At 40.3% G+C, this 20,490-nt stretch carries 18 protein-coding genes, 1 pseudogene and 1 riboswitch; of the genes and pseudogenes, 6 read left to right on the top strand and 13 right to left on the bottom strand.

Annotated features, from left to right (window positions below):
• The first annotated feature begins 258 nt into the window (after positions 1–258).
• From HMPREF0083_RS21290 to HMPREF0083_RS21280, 3 genes are read left to right on the top strand one after another with little or no spacing between them, the layout of a single operon-like run.
• Positions 259–795, top strand: a complete 537-nt coding sequence (locus HMPREF0083_RS21290; RefSeq protein ID WP_021623862.1) for an RNA polymerase sigma factor — start codon at positions 259–261, stop codon at positions 793–795.
• Positions 796–813: 18 nt separating this feature from the next.
• Positions 814–1,305: an anti-sigma factor family protein gene (locus HMPREF0083_RS21285; RefSeq protein WP_021623861.1), complete on the top strand. Its 492-nt coding sequence runs from the start codon at positions 814–816 to the stop codon at positions 1,303–1,305.
• Positions 1,306–1,319: 14 nt separating this feature from the next.
• Positions 1,320–2,162 (top strand): hypothetical protein, encoded by an 843-nt coding sequence (locus HMPREF0083_RS21280; protein ID WP_040304273.1) that lies wholly within the window; start codon positions 1,320–1,322, stop codon positions 2,160–2,162.
• A gap of 173 nt (positions 2,163–2,335) precedes the next feature.
• On the opposite strand, the gene HMPREF0083_RS26605 is transcribed toward HMPREF0083_RS21280, so the two are convergent.
• The 3 genes from HMPREF0083_RS26605 to HMPREF0083_RS21265 all read right to left on the bottom strand — a co-directional run bounded on the left by HMPREF0083_RS26605 (position 2,336) and on the right by HMPREF0083_RS21265 (position 5,552).
• Complete coding sequence (locus tag HMPREF0083_RS26605) at positions 2,336–3,406, bottom strand: PdaC/SigV domain-containing protein (protein ID WP_021623859.1); 1,071 nt, start codon at positions 3,404–3,406, stop codon at positions 2,336–2,338.
• A 173-nt stretch (positions 3,407–3,579) separates the two neighbouring features.
• Positions 3,580–4,620 carry an RNA-guided endonuclease IscB gene (gene iscB / locus HMPREF0083_RS21270; RefSeq protein WP_081696144.1) on the bottom strand — a complete coding sequence of 347 codons (1,041 nt, stop codon included), beginning with the start codon at positions 4,618–4,620 and terminating at the stop codon, positions 3,580–3,582.
• Between the two features lie 194 nt (positions 4,621–4,814).
• Positions 4,815–5,552, bottom strand: a complete 738-nt coding sequence (locus HMPREF0083_RS21265) for an IclR family transcriptional regulator (protein WP_021623856.1) — start codon at positions 5,550–5,552, stop codon at positions 4,815–4,817.
• A gap of 344 nt (positions 5,553–5,896) precedes the next feature.
• Between HMPREF0083_RS21265 and yhfH (HMPREF0083_RS27470) the strand changes: the two genes are divergently transcribed.
• Both yhfH (HMPREF0083_RS27470) and HMPREF0083_RS21260 read left to right on the top strand, forming a co-directional pair.
• A complete protein-coding gene (gene yhfH, locus HMPREF0083_RS27470) occupies positions 5,897–6,028 on the top strand; it encodes a protein YhfH (RefSeq protein ID WP_021623855.1) in 132 nt (43 codons plus the stop codon).
• 134 nt (positions 6,029–6,162) lie between these two features.
• Positions 6,163–6,783 carry an RraA family protein gene (locus tag HMPREF0083_RS21260; RefSeq protein WP_021623854.1) on the top strand — a complete coding sequence of 207 codons (621 nt, stop codon included), beginning with the start codon at positions 6,163–6,165 and terminating at the stop codon, positions 6,781–6,783.
• A 112-nt stretch (positions 6,784–6,895) separates the two neighbouring features.
• On the opposite strand, the gene HMPREF0083_RS21255 is transcribed toward HMPREF0083_RS21260, so the two are convergent.
• The 6 genes from HMPREF0083_RS21255 to HMPREF0083_RS21235 all read right to left on the bottom strand — a co-directional run bounded on the left by HMPREF0083_RS21255 (position 6,896) and on the right by HMPREF0083_RS21235 (position 13,094).
• Positions 6,896–7,585: an LrgB family protein gene (locus HMPREF0083_RS21255; RefSeq protein ID WP_021623853.1), complete on the bottom strand. Its 690-nt coding sequence runs from the start codon at positions 7,583–7,585 to the stop codon at positions 6,896–6,898.
• A 26-nt stretch (positions 7,586–7,611) separates the two neighbouring features.
• Positions 7,612–7,995, bottom strand: a complete 384-nt coding sequence (locus tag HMPREF0083_RS21250) for a CidA/LrgA family holin-like protein (protein WP_021623852.1) — start codon at positions 7,993–7,995, stop codon at positions 7,612–7,614.
• 135 nt (positions 7,996–8,130) lie between these two features.
• Positions 8,131–8,256, bottom strand: a complete 126-nt coding sequence (gene yhfH / locus HMPREF0083_RS27465; RefSeq protein WP_021623851.1) for a protein YhfH — start codon at positions 8,254–8,256, stop codon at positions 8,131–8,133.
• A gap of 96 nt (positions 8,257–8,352) precedes the next feature.
• Positions 8,353–9,630 carry an isocitrate lyase gene (gene aceA, locus HMPREF0083_RS21245; RefSeq protein ID WP_021623850.1) on the bottom strand — a complete coding sequence of 426 codons (1,278 nt, stop codon included), beginning with the start codon at positions 9,628–9,630 and terminating at the stop codon, positions 8,353–8,355.
• Between the two features lie 21 nt (positions 9,631–9,651).
• Positions 9,652–11,253: a malate synthase A gene (gene aceB / locus HMPREF0083_RS21240; protein ID WP_021623849.1), complete on the bottom strand. Its 1,602-nt coding sequence runs from the start codon at positions 11,251–11,253 to the stop codon at positions 9,652–9,654.
• Positions 11,254–11,726: 473 nt separating this feature from the next.
• Positions 11,727–13,094, bottom strand: coding sequence for an alanine/glycine:cation symporter family protein (locus HMPREF0083_RS21235; protein WP_040304272.1), 1,368 nt, complete (start codon positions 13,092–13,094; stop codon positions 11,727–11,729).
• 109 nt (positions 13,095–13,203) lie between these two features.
• Positions 13,204–13,325: riboswitch (glycine riboswitch) on the bottom strand.
• A gap of 700 nt (positions 13,326–14,025) precedes the next feature.
• On the opposite strand from HMPREF0083_RS21235, the gene HMPREF0083_RS21230 reads away from it, so the two are divergent.
• The gene (locus HMPREF0083_RS21230) at positions 14,026–15,738 is read left to right on the top strand and encodes an ABC transporter ATP-binding protein (protein ID WP_040304278.1); all 1,713 of its coding nucleotides are present in this window, start codon (positions 14,026–14,028) and stop codon (positions 15,736–15,738) included.
• Positions 15,739–15,864: 126 nt separating this feature from the next.
• Here the strand turns inward: HMPREF0083_RS21230 and HMPREF0083_RS21225 are convergent.
• From HMPREF0083_RS21225 to HMPREF0083_RS21210, 4 genes and pseudogenes are all read right to left on the bottom strand, one after another.
• Positions 15,865–16,302 (bottom strand): annotated as a pseudogene (locus HMPREF0083_RS21225) (class I SAM-dependent methyltransferase); the annotation flags it as partial.
• Positions 16,303–16,364: 62 nt separating this feature from the next.
• Complete coding sequence (locus HMPREF0083_RS21220; RefSeq protein ID WP_021623844.1) at positions 16,365–16,865, bottom strand: MarR family winged helix-turn-helix transcriptional regulator; 501 nt, start codon at positions 16,863–16,865, stop codon at positions 16,365–16,367.
• 201 nt (positions 16,866–17,066) lie between these two features.
• The gene (locus HMPREF0083_RS21215) at positions 17,067–18,470 is read right to left on the bottom strand and encodes an APC family permease (protein ID WP_021623843.1); all 1,404 of its coding nucleotides are present in this window, start codon (positions 18,468–18,470) and stop codon (positions 17,067–17,069) included.
• Between the two features lie 280 nt (positions 18,471–18,750).
• Positions 18,751–20,217 (bottom strand): 4-hydroxyphenylacetate 3-hydroxylase family protein, encoded by a 1,467-nt coding sequence (locus tag HMPREF0083_RS21210; RefSeq protein WP_021623841.1) that lies wholly within the window; start codon positions 20,215–20,217, stop codon positions 18,751–18,753.
• Positions 20,218–20,490: the final 273 nt, after the last annotated feature.

Genomic DNA, 20,490 nt, shown 5'->3' with positions numbered 1-20,490 from the left:
GATTCATTGTGTCCAATCTATTGACAGAGGTTCATTGTTATCTTTTCAAATGAAAAGACTAACTAGGATATAAAAAAGTTCAGTCGAATATTAAATTTGATTCAAAACTTATTAGGCTTTACGCTTTGTTCTATGTTTTTATTTTTATGTGAACTTTTTTGATACATTTTTAGTCCTTTCATGTAATACGGAAAAAATATAAAGGTAAAACAGTAAATGAGGAAGGAAACGGCGCGAGTAGTTAGGGGTTGAAAGTGTGTGGAGCAAGAACTTTATTCACTAATTAAAAGTGCAAAACAAGGAAATAAAGAAGCGTTTGTGCAATTAATTACTCATTATAAGGGGGCTGTCTTTCGACAGGCGTATGCAATATTACACGATCGGATGGAGGCAGAAGATGTTTCCCAGGAAGCCTTTCTTAAAATGTATGCTTCGTTAACAAATTTGAAACAGGAATATGCATTTGCTTCCTGGTTAGCTCAAATCGTTTCTCACCTATGTTACGACCGTATCAGAAAAAAGAAAAAGGAAAGAATTATTTTTGAAGATAATATAGAGATACAAGGCCCTCTCCTTGTAGATAATTCAGGCCCTGTAGAACAAAAGCACCTACAGTTGGATATTGAAGAAGCTATGCAGAAACTTTCTGTGGAGCAACGAATGGTCATTACTTTGCGTGAGATACAAGGGTTTTCCTATGATGAAATGGCAGACATACTAAAAATCCCGGTCGGGACTGTAAAGTCGCGGATTCACATGGCACGCCTTGCTTTACGAAAAGAGCTTAAAAAGTAAGGAAAGGAGGAAATAAGCATGAAGCACATGGAAGAGATGATATCTGCCTATATAGATGACGAACTGACAGATGCTGAACGTCGCTTGGTAGAAACACATATAAACAAGTGCAAGGAATGCAAAAAATTAGTTGAAGATTTATCAATGATGAAAAATCAAGTCTTTACTACATATCAATCAATTGAAATTCCGGATAACATGGAACAATATTTCTTAAGCTCAATTGAACAAAAAACGCAACGCGGAAAAAATAAAATTCCGTGGCCAATTGTTATCGGGAGTGTGATATTAATTATACTTGCCGTATTATGTCTATCACCTTTGGCGACTTTTGGCGTTGGGCTTATTTCTTTGTTATTCACAATTATGATGCGCTTGCTTCAGGTAGCTTCTACTTTTATGGCTGTCGTCCCTTCCCTTTTCATCGGGGTAATAGGGTTTGCAGTTCTTCTTCTACTTATATCGGTATTGTCATTGCGCCGATTATTTCTTACAAAAGCCATTGAATAAGGAAGTGACTTTTCTTGCAGACAACAAGCCGTCAGTTTTTGTTAGTTTTTCTTACTGCTTTGCTATTATTCTTTCCAAATACAAACGCCTTTGCTGCTAATGAAAATCTGTTTGCACATCAAAATACAACCATCCCCGAAAAACAAAACGTTGAAAATATCATCGTAATGGGGGGGGATGTAACAGTTTATGGCACCGTGCGCGATGCTGTCGTCATTTTTAACGGTAACCTTACTGTCAAAAAATCAGCACGAATTCAAGGGATTGTCCTAGTTATCGGAGGAAGCATTCATCAGGAGCCAGGAGCACAAGTAACGGATAACATTTTAAGTCTCGCATTTGATAGTGCAACAAAAAATAGTCTATTCATCGCAGGTATTGCTCTTTTTGGCTTTTGGCTTGCGAGAATGGCATTCAGCCTTGTCCTTCTCGTCTTGCCAGTGCTCACTGCCTACGTTATGAAGCAGCGTATAGAACCATTTGCTCGGCTGCTATATCGCTCGCCCATTCAGTTGCTTACCGTTGGCTTTATTATCAGCCTGTCAGTTGTTGCTCTTAGTATTTTATTATCGATTACAATTATTGGCATTCCATTCGTTGTTTTGATGCTGCTGCTTATTATCCTAATTTTCATAGTGGGGCTTGCAGCCATGAGCATGATAGTAGGGGAATGGCTGCCGGGAAATGCAGGGAAATCGGCAGAAATAAAGGCATTCACAGGAACAGGAGTCATCATTGCATGTGTAAACCTTCCTTTCTTCGGAAGCTTGCTGCTGCTCTGCCTGCTTTGGATATCATTAGGAATGATGGCAATGTGGATTCGAGAAAAGATGGACAAGAAAAAGCAAGCATTGTAATGCTACAAAGATAGGTATAGTCGTTCCGGTCTCTGATTTTCTCCATCTTTTTCGTACCTCCTACCACTGGAGGATGTCGATTCATCAAGTCAGACATATATAGAATATTGGACAGACCATAAATAAAATAATAGGATGTCGGAAAATTGACATCCTATCACTTGCGATTATACTCACTTTGTTACTAATGGGATAACCAGTTTATTCGTCGCTTGACCGTCTTCCTGGTTTATTTCAAACAACTCCAGCGTTAATGCTTCCGGTACATTCATATACTTGTCCGGAATCTTTATCATCTGTTTCACATCTCCCCATGCAGGACCACCTGCCGACGCCGTTCCGTATCCTTTAGCTACTGTTTCATTTCCATGCTTTACTGCATAATTATATGCTCCTTCAAATACGCGGGCTTGACCGGTCATAATGTATTTTGTTCCAGATTTTGTCACCTTGATGTTACGGAACGCATCGTTTTCTGCTTTTGCTTCCAGTCCCCATTGAGGTGACAAATTATTTTTTAATGTATAAATCGGAATTTCGAAACGTGGCTCTCCCATATATCCCGGTGTTATTTCATATTTAGCAAAATGAATCACTAAATTGCCATGCTCAATCGAAAAACCTTGCGTATCCGAAATGGATGTAAATGCAAATTGCTCCTTCTCTGGATGTTCACTGATTTGTTTTTTGATCTCCTGATTTAACAGCTTTTTATAATCTATATTTTCTTTGAACAGGCTGGATAACTGAATATTTTTTGCTTCAGTCTGATTTGAAATATTATAATAATCTGCCCGGCTTATTCCATTGGCGCCACCCGTATATGTGTATGTGTTTACAGCCAAAGATACAATGCTTCCGTTTGTCGTTACCTTATAATTGGCCGTCAGCTCATATGGGTGCATCTCCCAGCCGTTTTTCTTTGCTTCCTCCGCGAATTGTGCGGCCTCTTTTTCTATGTTTTCTTTGTCCTTCATTGCATGACGCATAATGATATCATTTAGTTGTGCTTCATATTTTTTATCTTTTAGTCCCTCAAACACCGGTATCTCCATCTGAATGTTTACCTGCTTTGTTTGAAGTTTTACGGATTTCGTTTGATACAGACTGCCAGGGATTTGTTGATTAACTTGTTCAACCTGTGTCGTATCGGCAGGGTGCATAGCGGTATTCGCCCATGCAGTTCCGCCTCCTATAGCCAAACAACCAACTATCCCTATCGCCCAAGCTTTTTTTGCTACCATTCATCTTCATCCTTTCTATCACTGCCTTACATATCTAACTGTAATGGAAAGTGAAAAGAAGGAGGTTGCAAAAAAGTTAAATCCTTTGTTGATGTCCCTTTGCAAAAACCACAGGATTGGCTAGAACACGTACTACAGAAATTCCATCATTTTTAGCGATTCCTCCCCGACTTCTAAGCGGTAGCATAAGTCGGGGAGGAATCGCCTTTTCTCCTTTCGATTAATAATGTACGTGCATATTCAATTCGGGTAAGCTTTTTGTAACTGGCAGAAGCATGAATCTTTGTGCCATCTAGCTTCCGTATATCAAAATACCCACTGCTTCGTCTGCCAAAAATGAAGCACTCTTGTCCTTCGTAAAGCACCTTGTCAAATAATTGAAAGCCTTTCACGAAGCGTTCTGCCTTGTTCGATTTTCGCTTGCCACCTTTGGAAATAGTAGCTTTATGCAATTGGCGATTATTCTTGCGAACAAATTTTAAGTGGTAAACCGTATCCATCGGCTTTGCTAACGGATACCCGCTAATACAACGGGCATCCACCTCATGGGATTTGCCTAATCCGTTTGTGATACGAGTGTTTTTTGTGATATATCCATACGTTAATTGAATGTGTGGATACCGTTCTTTCAATCCATTGTAGATGAACCAACGCATCACGGTCATCTGGGAAGCATCCCGAAGGGTTTGTGTTTTCCGTTTAATGGTATGTTCCAATCCTTTTTGATGAATCTCGTTATGACAAGTCTCGCATAACGTAATGAGATTGTCGGGAGAATCTCCGCCTGTTTTGCGACTTTCAATGTGATGGACATTGAGAATGTTGTCTTTCTTTTTCCCTTTGCAACGTTGACACGTATGCTTATCTCGAAATAGTACGTATTCCCGCACATTCCAAAAACCCATTTGTTCACCTTGTTGGTATTCTTCACCTTTGATAGACGGATTTTTCAAAAGCTGTGTATCAAACTGAGCGACTTCTACTGTTATCTTGGTTACAGGAAGAATCCGGTGAACGAGTTGCACAACTTTAAGATGGCTGTCTACTTTATGTTGAACAGAAGGGGCAAGCCATCCTTTCGATTTCTTCCGATTCAAAAAACGTGCCTTACGATAACGGGTGGTACGACTTCTTCGTGCTCTTCGAAATTGTAAACGGGTTGCGAGTAATTGTGGAATATCTGTCCGAAGTTGCACGTCTCCTTCAACCGTTATTTTATATTGGTTTCATTTTATCCACCCTGACGAAACCGCTTTCAAAACCTGATGCTGTGTTTCTCTTCCTACCGGCTACATTTTTTGTTTTGCAAATAATTTAAATAACAAGCTTATCGTCAGCACTCACCAACTTTCCGTATTACGGAAACTATTTCCGTTTTTATATCGAAAAATATAAGGGGAAGTCCCCATTATATTTTTCCGATTTTCATTGATATTTCTGCCGACGCCGTCTTGACTTTCTCAATTAACCCCGGAATACACTCTGACGTGAAACGAAACGCCGGACCACCAATACTTAAGGCTGCGATAACTTTATTATCATATCCAATAATCGGTGCGGCTACGGCAGCCGTATCTTCTGTTTTTTCACCAACGCTGATGGCGTAGCCACTTCTTCTAATTTCGGAAAGCTGGTTCATTAATTTCTGTTTTTCCTGGGAAGAAAGCTGTAAAAGACCAATGATCCGCTTTTTCTCATGCTCTGGCATATTCGCAAGAATCGTTTTGTTCGGCGCCCCAATATGTAAGGGAATTCGAGTGCCGAGATCCTCTGCAATCCGAATTTTCAACGGACTATCCACCTTTTCTATAACAATTCCTTCTGTACCATTCGTAATGTTCAAGTAAATGCTTTCCTCTACTTCACTTGCTAAGCGTTCCATAGCAGACCTGGCTACAAACCGAAAATCTACATTGTCCAATAAGCGAAGTCCAATCTCCATCCACCTGTAACCAGCTTTGTAGTGCTTTGTTTCAGGGGTTTGAGCAACAAGTCCATGTTGTACTAAAGAACTAAGCAATCTATGCAAGGTACTTAAAGGAAGAGACGTTTTCTCAGCCAATTCAGAGATTTGCCATCCATTTTTCGCATCGTCTGACATCAGTATGTCGATAATCATCATTGCTCGATCGATTGATTGAACCATTATAATAGCCCCTTATAGCCTGTTGCCTCATCTGGCTTACAGTTATGCGTAATAATATTCTTCTTACAATTGCTGTGAAGCAAGTTAATCCGATAAGATTTTTCCGTATCGCGGAAACTATTTCTAATTTTGAAATAATTATAAGAATCAACCTATTTCTTTGTCAAGAAAAAGAGAGACTTTTTTATGCTAAAAAACCAAGATACCAAATCTCCCGTTCCTTCTAAATTCGGTAAAGCATAAAAGAAAAAAGTTATATAACAACAGTTGACAAAAAACCTACTGTTATAATACAATAGGAACAAGAGAAAATTCTGAATAAAAAATTAACGGAGGGATAATCAATGACAAAGGATTTGGAATTCTATAGAAATCTGCCGAAGAAAATGTGCTGTGAATGTGGTGAACACTTTGAAGAACAGGCAGAATCTTATCTTCATGAATGTGAGCGTTGCTTCGGCCATAATCATGAATAAAAAGGTGAGTGCATGACGGTAGAAAACGTGGTCTAGTACCTTGTTTGTTCCTGAAATCAGGAATGGGCAAGGTACTATTGCTTTATTGTTGCATACCATTTATAAGCTACTGATTTATATAAGGAGAGAGTATAATGAACGACATCACCCAGCAGTTCCATGAAATTCCAACAACCTGTATCTCTGATGCCATGCAAGGACTTAACAATTTACATTCTTCCATTAAACCCTTGAAAGCTGAATATAAAATAGCCGGAAGAGCATTGACTGTAAAAATGCCAGTCGGGGATAATCTGTCTGTACTTAACGCAATTAGAGAAGCAAGACCGGGAGACATTTTAGTTATTGATGCCAAGGGCGATACATACCGTGCTATTGCAGGTGATTTTGTAGTAGAAATGGCGCAAGCATTAGGTATACAGGGCATGGTGGTCGATGGGGTTATCCGAGACATTATGGGAATCAAGCAATTGAATTTCCCTGTTTTCTGTAAAGGAACAACTGTAGCAGCGAGTAATAAAGCAGGTGTCGGAGAAATCAATGTACCTATATCATGTGGGGGAGCGAGTATTCAGCCACATGATATTATTGTAGGCGATGCGGATGGCGTCGTTGTCATTCCACAAACTGTTGAACAAGACATTCTAAATAAATCGCTAAAGAAAATGGAGAACGATCAAAAAAGGGCCGATAGTGTTCTGCAAAATAAAGAACGGATCATGCAGTATTTAGATAATATGTTACAAGGATCTTGATTTTTCCAACACCATATTCGGCATATAAAAGCGCCACAATTCTAAATATCCAATGGGATTGTGGCGCTTTTATATTCGCTAGTATTCAAAGCAGAAAGTATACACATTGTTTTTATTTTGTAATCCATGGAATAATGATCGGAGCCATAATAGAAACAAAAATCCCATTAACCCCCATAGCCACACCTGCAATGGCAGCCTGAAGCCTTCCTTCCAGCGCAGCTTGCGCTGTTCCAATACCATGCGCCTGTACCCCAAGTGCAAGTCCTCTTGATAGTGGATTATGGATGCCCATTTTATTCATAATCCAGGGACCCGTCATAGCTCCAAGCATCCCTGTTATTACCACAAAAACAGCAGTCAAGATTGTATCTCCATGAATGATGGAGGCGACCTCCACAGCCATGGGCGTCGTAATCGTTTTTAAACTCATGGAACGAATCAGCTCAGATGACAAATGAAGGCCTTTTAGCATAAGAACAGTTGCTGTTATACTTACTATGGAACCTGCTATTACCCCAGCAAATGAAGGAATGATATTTCGAAATAAGATGGCCCGGTTTTGGTATAAAGGAACCGCAATCCCTACGGTAGCAGGTCCCAGAAAAAAACTTAACATGTCTTTCGTGCCTTCGTATTCTTTATAATGAATATTGCTCAATATAAGTACAAAGATAATCAGTGATGTACTAACAAAAACCGGATGGGTAAGAGGGGAAGGCACCTTCCTGTTTAAGAAAAGGCTCCCTATATAGGCCCCAACCGTTATGATGAGCGTATATACCATAATCGTTTTATCCATATGCTCGCCTCTATATAATAAAAAAATTACTCTTGATTACTTTCCTTTTCACGAACCAGGAATTGCGAAACTTTTCCTGTCGTATAAATCCCAATCCATAAGCTTATTAATATTAAAAGAAACAGTAGCCAGCCCTGATGCAGCAGTAAATCTCCATAGCTCATTAAACCAACCGCAATAGGGATAAAGAAAAATGACAAATGTCTCAAAAGAAGAGACGACGCTTCTTCTACCCATTGCAGTGGTAGAACTTTTGCGGACAATAAAATAAAAAGAATCAGCAAGCCAATCAACGTTCCTGGTATAGGAAGATGGAAAGCCTCGACAGCGAAATTCCCCAATTCATTAAGGCTATACAAAAAAACAATTTGGATTGCTATCCGTACAACAGTTGTTACTTTTCTTTTCACAGCCCCCTACTCCTATCCATTTCCTGTGTGATAAATGGTGAAATTGTATAATCCGGATCGGCCATATACAAAACTTCAGGATAGAGCTTAACGCTCTATCCTGAGGGTAAACACATACTGAAGCAAATCGCTTGCTTATTCTTCTTTTCTATTAATGCATCGTTCACAAACGTGAACATATGATTCATATTGCTCCTTGATTTCACAACCACATTCACTGCACTCTTTTTTTGGAAGATTCCTGTAAAACGATAAATTCATTTTTGATTCCTCCAATTTGTTATTTCCCATCCGGCAGTGTATACTATTACATAACCTTTTATTTTTTTATCAGTGCTGGATGGTACGAAAGGTACATTATGCCTTCGTGAATTGTTCGGCTTCAGTTGAGCCTGCAAGGGCAACTGTCGACGACGTTCCACCGCTAATGACTTGAGAAACTTCGTCAAAGTAGCCAGTACCTACTTCGCGCTGATGTCTTGTGGCAGTGTAACCGTATTGTTCAGCAGCAAATTCTGCTTGTTGCAATTCGGAATATGCTGCCATTCCTTTTTCTTTATAGCCACGAGCCAAATCAAACATGCTGTAGTTAAGAGCATGGAACCCGGCAAGCGTTACAAACTGGAATTTATATCCCATTTTGCCCAGTTCAATCTGGAACTTCGCAATGGTTTCATCATCTAACTTTTTCTTCCAGTTAAAGGAAGGCGAGCAGTTATAAGCAAGCAACTTGCCAGGGAACTGTTCATGAATAGCATCCGCAAAACGTCTAGCCTCTTCAAGATTCGGCTCTGAAGTTTCGCACCAGATCATATCTGCATATGGTGCATAGGCAAGCCCTCTTGAAATCGCTTGATCAAGTCCATCTCTCGTTCTGTAGAAACCTTCCGGTGTACGCTCTCCCGTAATAAATGGCGCATCATACGGATCAGCATCACTAGTAATGAGGTTCGCTGCATTCGCATCTGTTCTCGCGATTAGCACAGTAGGAACACCCATTACGTCAGCAGCCAACCGTGCAGCAATTAAGTTGCGCACTGAAGTTTGTGTTGGCAGTAGAACTTTTCCGCCTAAGTGACCGCATTTCTTCTCAGAAGATAATTGGTCTTCGAGATGAACACCAGATGCACCTGCTTCAATCATTGCTTTCGTCAATTCGAATACGTTTAATGAACCGCCAAACCCAGCCTCCATATCCGCAACGATAGGGGCAAACCAATTAATATCATTTTTTCCTTCTGCATGATAGATTTGATCTGCACGCTGCAAAGCTTGGTTAATACGTTTGACAACACTTGGTACGCTGTTTGCCGGATACAAACTTTGGTCAGGATACATATTACCAGAAAGATTTGCATCAGCTGCAACCTGCCAACCGCTTAAGTAAATCGCCTTTAATCCTGCTTTGACTTGTTGTACTGCCTGATTGCCTGTTAGAGCACCTAAAGCATTAATATAGTCTTCTGTATTTACAAGATTCCAAAGACGTTCCGCTCCCATGCGGGCTAATGTATGTTCAATTTGAACAGAACCGCGGAGACGAATAACATCCTCAGCCGAATATGGTCTCTCAATACCTTTCCAACGACTGTCTTTCCAGCTTTCCTCCAGTTGTGTTGCATAATGTTCTACCATATCTCATCCACCTTTTCAAAATTAATGAATATATTTGTATCCAGGAAGAGTTAAGAAGTTCTCAAACTCATCATCAAGGATAAGCTGAGAGAACAACTCACTCGCCAACTGGTACTTACCGGAATGATACCGTTCTTCTCCAATTGCTTCTTTAATTGTTTTCAATTCCTCCCCAAGCAATTGCTTGAATAGCTGCTCTGTGACCTTACGTCCGTCATCAAGAATTCCTTTAGGATGACGAATCCACTGCCAAACCTGCGCCCGGGAAATTTCTGCTGTAGCTGCATCTTCCATAAGATTAAAAATCGGAACGGCACCATAGCCGCGAAGCCAAGCTTCGATATATTGAACTCCTACACTAATATTCGTACGGAGGCCTTCTTCTGTAATGGCTCCTTCTGGTGCTGCAAGGAGATCCGCTGCACTCACCTGCACATCCTCTCGCTTATTATCGATTTGGTTCGGTGTAGGCATAACATGATTGAATACTTCCAAAGCTACAGGCACTAAACCCGGATGGGCTACCCATGTTCCGTCATGCCCGTTTTTTGCCTCTCGTTCCTTATCGGCACGAACCTTGTTAAATGCTTCCTCGTTCGCTTCCGGGTCACCTTTAATTGGAATTTGAGCAGCCATCCCCCCAATGGCCGGTGCGTTCCGACGATGACACGTTTGCACTGTTAATTGTGTGTATGCACTCATAAACGGTACCGTCATCGTAACGTTGGCACGATCAGGCAGAATGATATGCGGCTGATTGCGGAACTTCTTGATATAGCTGAATATGTAGTCCCATCTTCCACAATTCAGCCCTGCCGAATGCTCACGCAATTCGTATAGTATTTCATCCATTTCGAATGTTGCCAAAATTGTTTCTATAAGAACAGTTGCTTTAATCGTTCCCTGTGAAATTCCCAGCTCGCTCTGCGCTAGAACAAATACTTCATTCCACAGCCTTGCTTCCGAGTGACTCTCAAGCTTAGGAAGATAAAAATAAGGCCCTGTTCCATTCTCAAGCAGCGTATCCGCGTTATGATAAAAATAAAGACCAAAATCGAACAAACTACCGGATACAGGTTCTCCATCGATGAGTACATTTTTCTCTTCCAGATGCCATCCACGTGGGCGGACAATTAACGTTGCTGTATTTTCATTCAATGAATATTGTTTTCCATCCGGATTTACGAATTGAATGTTTCTCCGAATCGCATCTCTTAAGTTGATTTGGCCTTCAATCGTATTGCTCCATGTCGGAGAGTTGGCATCCTCAAAATCTGCCATAAACATCTTTGCTCCGGAATTTAGGGCATTGATGACCATCTTACGATCTCCGGCAGGTCCGGTAATCTCTACTCTTCTGTCTTGAAGATCTGGCGGAAGGGGGGCAATGGTCCATGTACCTTTTCGAATATACTCTGTCTCTGGTAGAAAGTCTGGCATTTTTCCTGCATCAATTTCTTTTTGCCTTTCCTCGCGCTTTTGCAGTAAAGAAATTCGTGTCTTATTAAACTTCCTTTGCAATGTAGCCACAAACCCTAATGCTTCAGGTGTAAGAATGTCTTCATATCCATCTGGAACATCCCCTAGAATTTGTACTCCTACTGGGTAGGTTCTTGTATTCACGTCTTAACTGCCTCCTATCCAATCTGCTTCAACTCTGTATTATATAACACATTATTTTTATTATTTTTATTATAATACAGCATTCAAAAACGCGCAAGCTGTTTTTTATTTAATTTAGAAAATTTAATATTATTGGCTGATTTATTATTTTTCTGTACTAAATGAGTCCCCAAACTGTTCTTTTCACACAATTATTATATAACAGTTTTTATTTTACTTAATTATATTAATACAGAACTTTTTTTGACACAATAATTTTTTCATATTTCTCACAATAAAATTCGCATAATTTTGCTATTTGTCTATGTGGGAGAAGAAAAATATGTATTACTGGCTTTAAGGTCGTGCTCTACATAAAGAAAAGGCTGTAGAGTAGGATAATATCTACTCCACAGCCTCTTCTTCTTTTTGCCGAACCTCCTACTTCCAACCACCTGAACTTTTGTTACTACATCAAGTGAATTCTATATAGATTAACTTGCGATCTGTTCGTTGGAATTTCTTTCCTTCTCTGCTTGCAGAAAACGTTTTGTTTCCATGACAACGACCCCACTTAATCCGACTAGACCGATTAAGTTCGGGATTGCCATCAATCCGTTCGCAATATCAGCAAACGTCCAAACCAAACCAAGTTTTAAATTCGCACCAATCGCGACCATGCCCACAAAAATATAACGGTAGTATCGAACGGCTCTTCGACCAAACAGGTACTCCACACACTTCTCTCCATAATATGACCAGCCTAAAATCGTTGAATAAGCAAACAAAATAATCGCAATGCCGAGAATCATACTTCCCGTACTGCCAAATACAGATTGAAAAGCGAGTGTCGTTGCTTCCACACCTGTTTTACCGGACTGCCAGGCACCTGTTGTAACAAGCACAAGACCGGTAATCGTACATACGACAAACGTATCCAGAAATGTTCCTGTCATTGATACGAGTGCTTGCTTCGCTGGAGCGTCCGTTTTTGCCGCTGCCGCTGCAATCGGTGCGCTTCCCAAGCCAGCTTCATTTGCAAACACACCACGCGCTACCCCAATTTGAATGGCCGCTGCAACGGTTGCCCCGACAAAGCCGCCGGCAGCCGCAGTACCGTTAAACGCACCTGAGAAAATAAGCGAGAAAGCGGTCGGAACTTGATCTATATGATAGAAGATAATAATCAGTCCAGCAATAATATAAAAGAAGGCTTTTACCGGAACAAAATAGCCTGTAACTTTCCCGATTTTTTTAACACCGCCAAGGATTACGAGCGCAATAAATACAGCCATCATGATACCGGAAGCGAACGGTGGAACTGAAAAGTTGATTTTCATTGCCTCCGCGACCGAATTGGACTGCACCATATTTCCGATACCAAAAGAAGCAGTTGCACCAAAAATGGCAAACAGCACAGCCAGCCATTTTTTCCCCAGGCCACGCTCCAGATAATACATCGGACCACCGGAATATTCCCCATTTGCTCCCTTGATTCGATATTTTACCGCGAGAATCGCCTCTGAATATTTGGTTGCCATACCAAACAAAGCGGTAATCCACATCCAAAATATCGCACCAGGCCCTCCGATAGACACTGCTGTTGCGACTCCGGCGATGTTCCCCATCCCAATGGTTGCCGCCATAGCAGTCATCAGCGCCTGAAAGTGGCTAATATCACCGGCTGAGGATTTGTCCTGTGATTTTCCAAATGCTAGCTTGTGAGCATACCAAAGCTTGGCAAACTGCAGGCCCTGCAAACGTACCGTAAGAAGGATACCTGTTCCTACTAGGAGTATCAATGTAGGCAGCCCCCATACATAATAATTAATTACATCTAGTACTTTATTTACCGTCTCCATCTCCATTCTCCTTTATAAAAAAAGTAAAAAAACCATTTCATTCAAATGAAATGGTCTCTGGAGATACAAGGGATAGAAAAATAAACCGAGCAAAAATCGGTATTTCCTGTCGCTTGTCTCTGTCCTTTTACCTGAGAGATTATCCACTATATTGGGCGGATTTGCTCCTTCGGTGCTCTGTTTCCTTCATGTCGTTTAACGATAGAAGGGAGTCTCTCCAGAGATTCGTCCCCATGCAGTTCTACTTGTACTCAAGACCTGAGAGTTTCAAAGCTGCTTGACCAGCTTCTTGCCCCATCGGTAGATCAGCGATCTTCTCCTGTATGGTTCATCCGAATGCTATATTATTGATAAAGAATATTATAGACATGTGCAAGATAATAAATCAAGATACAATGTAAAAGACATCCTTTTTCGAATATTTACAAGTTGATGATCTTCAGTCTGCGATTAAGTTTGTTAAATCAAAGGGGTTACATAAAGTAGCACTTTATGGTCATAGTCTTGGCAGTTTGGTTTGCTTACTTTTCTCTTTCTTTTCTTACTTCCCACCGCAAGAGCTTGTTCATTCATCAAGTCAGATGTATGTAGACAACTGGAAATTCTACTGCTACTATGTAGATGATAACGATTATCAATTTTGATTAAAGGAGTTGTATCATTTCAAATGAAGGGGGATATGTAAGAACTTGACACAGTAATAAAGGTTCAGGTGGTTGGAAGGAGAAGATTCGGAAAAAAGAAGAGGGTGGATGCGCCCTGCGCTCCGGCAGAAGAAGGGACAGCATGTCTTTTTCCGAACGCTCCCGCTCACCATCCTTCCTTCTTTTCTTACCTCTCACCGCAAAAATGTATCGATTTATCCAATCAGATGTATATAACCTCTATGAAAGGCAAGCAGCTATTTATTTTAGAAATGAGTGATTTTTTAATGTTACGGCGATTTTTTGAATATTACCGCCCATATAAAGGCTTATTTTTTCTCGATTTTACCTGTGCAGTCTTGGCCGGTTTGCTAGAACTCGCTTTTCCGCTTGCTGTAAATCAATTCGTTGATAAATTACTTCCGGGACAGAATTGGTCTTTAATCTTTGCAGCATGCGTTGTTTTACTTGCAATTTACACTATTAATACCGGTATGCAGTACATTGTTACATACTGGGGACATATGCTTGGGATTAATATTGAAACGGACATGCGTAAAAAGCTGTTTGACCACATCCAAAAGCTTTCGTTCCGCTTTTTCGATAATAATAGGACAGGGCACTTGATGTCTCGTCTTTCAAATGATTTGATGGAAATCGGAGAGATAGCCCATCATGGACCAGAGGATTTGTTTATCGCTGTTATGACGCTCATTGGGGCGTTCGCCATGATGCTTTTTATCAATTGGAAGTTAGCTCTTCTTACATTTCTGGTCATACCCTTCCTTCTTTGGCTGACCATATTATTCAACAAGAAGATGACACAAGCATTTAGGCGCTTATTTTCCGATATAGCCGATTTCAATGCGGGTGTCGAAAACAGTATCGGTGGTATTCGCGTCGTGCAAGCTTTCGGAAATGAAGAGCACGAAAAAGCACAGTTTACAGTCAACAATAATCGCTTCCGGCTTACGAAGCTGCTCTCATATAAAATAATGGCTTTAAATTCATCCATCAGTTATATGCTAATGCGTCTCGTTACCTTGTTCGTCCTCCTCTGCGGAACCTGGTTCGTCATTAACAACGAGCTAACGTATGGAGAATTTGTCGGATTTGTTTTATTGACTAATATTCTGTTTAAACCAATCGAAAAAATCAATACAGTCATTGAGCTTTATCCAAAAGGCATTGCAGGCTTTAAGCGCTATATTGAGCTCCTTGAAACGGAACCCGATATTGCAGATGCGCCGAATGCAGTCGAAGTTGGGCATTTGAGAGGGGATATTCGCTTTAATGGGATAACCTTCGGATACGAAGGCAAAGATAAAGTACTTCAAAATATTGATTTGGAAATTCATCCGGGAGAAACGATTGCATTCGTTGGCCCTTCCGGTGCGGGTAAAACAACGCTGTGCAGCCTTCTGCCCCGATTTTATGAAGTCGAAGAAGGAAGCATATCCATCGATGGGATGGATATCCGGGAGATAAAGCTATCGTCGCTACGCAAACAAATCGGTATTGTACAACAGGATGTCTTTTTATTCTCCGGAACAATAAGAGAGAATATCGCGTACGGAAATTTACATGCGTCTGATTCTGAAATATGGGAGGCGGCACGACACGCAAAGCTGGACGATCTCATTCGCTCGCAACCCGAAGGGATGGATACGATAATAGGCGAACGTGGCGTGAAGCTTTCCGGCGGACAAAAGCAGCGGTTAGCTATCGCAAGGATGTTCCTGAAAAATCCGTCGATCCTGATTCTTGACGAAGCTACTTCCGCCCTTGATACTGAAACTGAATTAGCTATCCAGCAATCGCTTGCCGAGTTGTCTAAAGGCCGTACTACACTTATCATTGCTCACCGGCTGGCAACGATTAAAAATGCGGATCGGATTGTCGTTGTTACGAACCAAGGTATTGAAGAACAGGGACAGCACGAGGAATTGATTGAATCTGGCGGGGTATACAGCAGATTGCATGCTGCACAGTTTGGCTAATGAACGATTTTTTATAATTTAAATTCCTTGTCTGCACTTATCGTTTTCCATAAGGAGGCGATCCTTTCAGTAGAAATGACTCTTTCTCTGTACTGAAGAGTCATTTCTACTTTTTTGCAAGATGAACTACCTTTCCGGCTTTTGACCAACAAATTGGATGACATGGGATAATCCATTATGCAGGCTCCCTTCATGGCGTATAACTTCACCCATGAAAAAGTGTATGATTTTCCAATCATTGAAAATTTGTAAAAATTCTTCAGGTCGGTATAAAAAATCGAGTTCTTTAGGACCTCCGCTCTTATACGGTAGTTGATGTACAGAATAAACCTCACTTACATACAAACCACCTGGTCTAACAGCATTTTTGACTGATTCCAACGTTTTTAGCCGAAGCGGAGTTGGGAAATGACCAAAGATACATATAATCTGATCCCATTTCTCTTCTTCCCATCTAGCTGTGCTTAAATCTACAAGCTCTGTACAAACACATACCCCTCGTTTAGCTGCTAACTCTTTCGTTTTTTCCAAACCGGAAAAGGCGTAATCCCATGCGGTTACATTAAATAAACATTGGAACGAAATCCACCCTGCATATTTATCCTGCTTATGAAGTATTCAGTTATTCAATCAACAAGGTAATCCATATTTCTGTTAATTTTTCTTAATAACTCCGTAATAACTTTACCTTCTTCTTCGGTTAACCCTTTTACAATTTCTATTTCCCCTTTATTGAATTTTGGGTATAAGTCTTCGATTACTTCTTTACCTAAAGATGTAAGCTTTAGTTGCACTAATCTTCTGTCTCTTTGGTCCGCTACTCGCACACATAATTCTTTTCGTTCTAATGTGTTTGTAATACTGCTTACAGTAGCTACAGTAACTCCCATTAATTTGGCTACCTTTCTCATTTCCATCGGTTCCCATATCCAAAGATTATGTAGCAAGTCAAAAGCAGTCCATGAAAGGTTGTACTCAGAAAGAACCTCTCGCTCCATTTTTATTCTCATACGCTGAGCAGCCCGATACAGATTTGAAACGATGGTCATCGCTTCGAAATCATAAGGTTTCCCATGCAAACGACGTATTATATCTTTCTCTTCAGAAAGAAAGTTATCTTCCAGCATATTTATCCTCCACTATGTTTTCTATATATTTTCAAGGGTGTTGATTTTATATGTATGAATAAGTATATCATTTCATAATTTATAAGACTATAATTTCACCCTTATGCTTTCTCCGATTATAGGATCGCTGGCGATTATCATATTGTATACAAAAGAGCCCTACCCTTAAGAAAATGGTACGGCTCTTTCATGTAAATCATCCTAAAAAGAATCATCTTTAAAGACATTGACTTTCCTTGAAAATCCCTTACTTGTAATACTTAGATAAATAAACCCAACTACTAACCATGAGAATCCTACTATATGTCCGATTCTGTCCATTCCCCACAAAATATAGGCGCATACGAATAAACCAAGTAAAGGACACAAGACATAGGAGATAACCCCAGAGAAATTACGCTTTCTTCTTTTGACGAAATACTCTATAAATACTGACAAATTCACACAGAGAAAGCCGATCAATGCACCGAAAACAATAATAAGAAACATCACACTTAAATCAATGGCAACAGCACCTATGTATCCTACAACAGCCATAAATAAGATACTATAGGCAGGTGTTTTGTATTTAGGATGGATATGGGCAAACAACTTCGGCAATACTTGTTCACGCCCCATTCCATATAATAACCTTGAGGCAGCAGCTTGTCCTGCCAGAGCTGTTGAAATTCCGGAAAGCGAAATAATCAGGGCTAGTACAATAGCGAGTCCGCTTCCTCCTACAACCGTAGTGATCTCAAAAAACGCTGTATCCGCTGATTTGAAGGATTGAAAATCCGGAAAAACTATAGTAGCAAAATAGACTTGAATTATATACAACACCGCACTGATAACACAGGACAATATAGCTGCTTTCCCGACCATTTTCCCTGTTACATTAGAATCCTCAGCCATAGTCGTTACAGCATCAAAACCAAGAAAAGATAGAACAGCGATAGAGGCGCCTCCTATCAATGAGTTCCATGTAAACGTTTGCATATTATAAATCCCTTGTATAGAAAATATACTACCTACCCCTACCCCGTGAAGTAACGCTTTGATGGCAAATCCAACGAATAGTAAAATACTTACTATCATAATTCCTGTCATAAGGATATTAACTTTTGAAGCGATCTCCGTACCTATGCAGTTAAATATCGTTACTGGAACTACAAATACAAGAAGCATAAACCAAAGAGGAACAGAAGGGAATAATTCAATAGCATATACTGCGCTTAATTTATATAGAAGCATGGGAATCAGCACATAATCCAACAACATAGACCAGCCCGCAATGAATCCTAAATACGGATGAATGGCCCGTGATGTATAGCTGTAGGTAGAGCCTGCAATTGGAAAAGCTTCTGTCATCCTGCCGTAAGAATAAGCTGTAAATATCATTGCTATCAAGCCAATCACATATGATAAAACAGCATGTCCATTCGATACTTGTGCGAGAGAACCATAGAGAGTCTGAGCTGATACGGGTGCCATGAAAACCATTCCGAATATAACTAAATCCCGCGTTTTTAGCACTCTTTTTAATTCTTCTGTTTGCCTTTGTCCTCTAGAGTTGATAGTATTTTCGATGCTTGTAGCCGAATTGCTCGTCATTTCTATCTTCATAGGGAAGCTCACCCTCTTTCTCTAAAATTATTCATCTATATACATCTGGTTTGATAAATCGACAAACTTTTGTGGTAGGAGGTAAGAAAAGACGGAAGGGCGGTGGGTGGGCACGGTCGGAAAAAGACAGCTGGCCTTTCTTCTGCTGGAGCGCAGGGCGCATCCAACCGCGCTCCCCCGTCAAAATATATATAGTAAAAACGAAAGACTAGAGAAGTCTCTCCCTCACCTTGCTATACATAGGAAGAAACCATCTCTAGCTAGCGGCCAAAATTACCTCTTACTTTACAGGTTGCAGCTGTTTTACAGGTTCTTGTAAAAACTGCTTTACAAGCATCTCAGGGTGCGTTTTGTCTGCTACCTTATAATTTAATGCCGTCATGCGGAACGAATCACTTAAATAGAAACGCTCATACAAATCACCACGACCAGCAAGATCTGAACCGATAAAGTCCCAGCCAAGTCTGAATAAACGAATACGTTTTTCTGCATCAGCATTACGTGCCTGGTAATATTTCGCAATATCAGCAGACAGTGGACCATTTAGATCTTTTGAAGTTGGTGTAAGCATAAAGCCACCACCACCGATGATTTTAAGCAACTCTGTCGCCCGTGGAATCCATTTCGGCATTAAGCCTCGAAGAGCAAGTAATGGTTGATCATTTGGAGCCCAAACTCCTTTGTCTCCAACCTCGAAAGCGCCCTCTTCAGCAGCAATGACACCCGCACGCGTCATCTCCATCATATTCCATATTTCTCCCAGCTTCTCTTGAACATGATCAAATGTATTAACCCCTGTGGTATCCGCGATCATATGGCCCAAGCCAAAAGCAAATTCAAGTTTCGTCAGGGCTCGATTCATCGCTTGAAGGATAATATAGTTTCTCCAGTATCCCTCTCCAATTACTTCTGAATAACCGATGGTATCTCCATCCATGAATACACGATCTTTTGGTACATGTACATCATCGAAAATAACTACCGCATCCATCTCGTCAAAACGGGAAGACAGCGGATAATCAAAGTTATTTCTATCCTTGCTGTATGAATCGCGGCAAATAAACTTTAATCCTGGTGTGTTCATAGGGACTGCGAAACAAATTGCATACTTCCTATCTTGAAGTCGAATATCGCTGCCTGGATATACCGTTAATTCATCTGCAAATGGAGCTAATGTTGCTAGCATACGTGCGCCCCGTACGATAATTGAGTCTTCTGTTTCCCCGACCTTATGCAGAGATATTTCCCCTCCACCCTGCTCAGCTTCGGATACAGAACGATCAACTTGTGGGTTAATAATCGAGTGCGTCATAATTAAATCGTTATCCCGAACATACTTTTGATAGTTAATTAAATTCTGTGCTCCTTGTTCATTTCCGCGCCGGGCCCATACATCTGCGTGTCCGGCAAAACAAGCAAAAGTGACATTCATATAATCCGGACTTCTTCCCATTAAGCCAACAGAAGCCTCTGCCCAAATTTTCATCGCTTTGCGAATTCGTTTAATATCTTCTTTACTTCTTGGAATTAAGTGAGTAATTCCAAACCGTTCACCTGTTTCTGATGATGTTGTTGTCATAATCTCTGGAAATTCATGCTGTAAATCGAAAAGTTTTGCTACTTGTTTAGCAGCACCTTTAAACGCAGGATGGGTCGTTACATCTTTCACTAATTCACCATCAAGCCAAATTTCGCGCCCGTCCTTTTTCAAATCTTCGAGAAATTGTTGCCCTGTTCTTATCGCCATAATAAAATCCTCCCATCAATCTTTTATAATTTACAGAATCATTAAATATTTAACGTTTTATATCGAAAGAATAATATAATATTTTTAATTTGTCAACACATTGTAAATTTTCTGTATATATTTTCATCACTTACGTTTATAAAAAATTTTAAATTTATCTGAATCGTTAAATATGATACAATATCGTTAGATAACAAATGAGTTTGAATTTCTTTACAATCCAACATTTATTTACTCTTAAGGATGTTGATTATCCAGTATAATCCAAAGTAG

It is taken from the genome of Aneurinibacillus aneurinilyticus ATCC 12856 (assembly GCF_000466385.1).
In the GTDB taxonomy this organism is placed as follows: Bacteria; Bacillota; Bacilli; order Aneurinibacillales; family Aneurinibacillaceae; genus Aneurinibacillus; species Aneurinibacillus aneurinilyticus.
The sequence above is the reverse complement of the archived record's forward strand: the minus strand, read 5'-3'. Positions and strand labels throughout refer to the sequence as shown.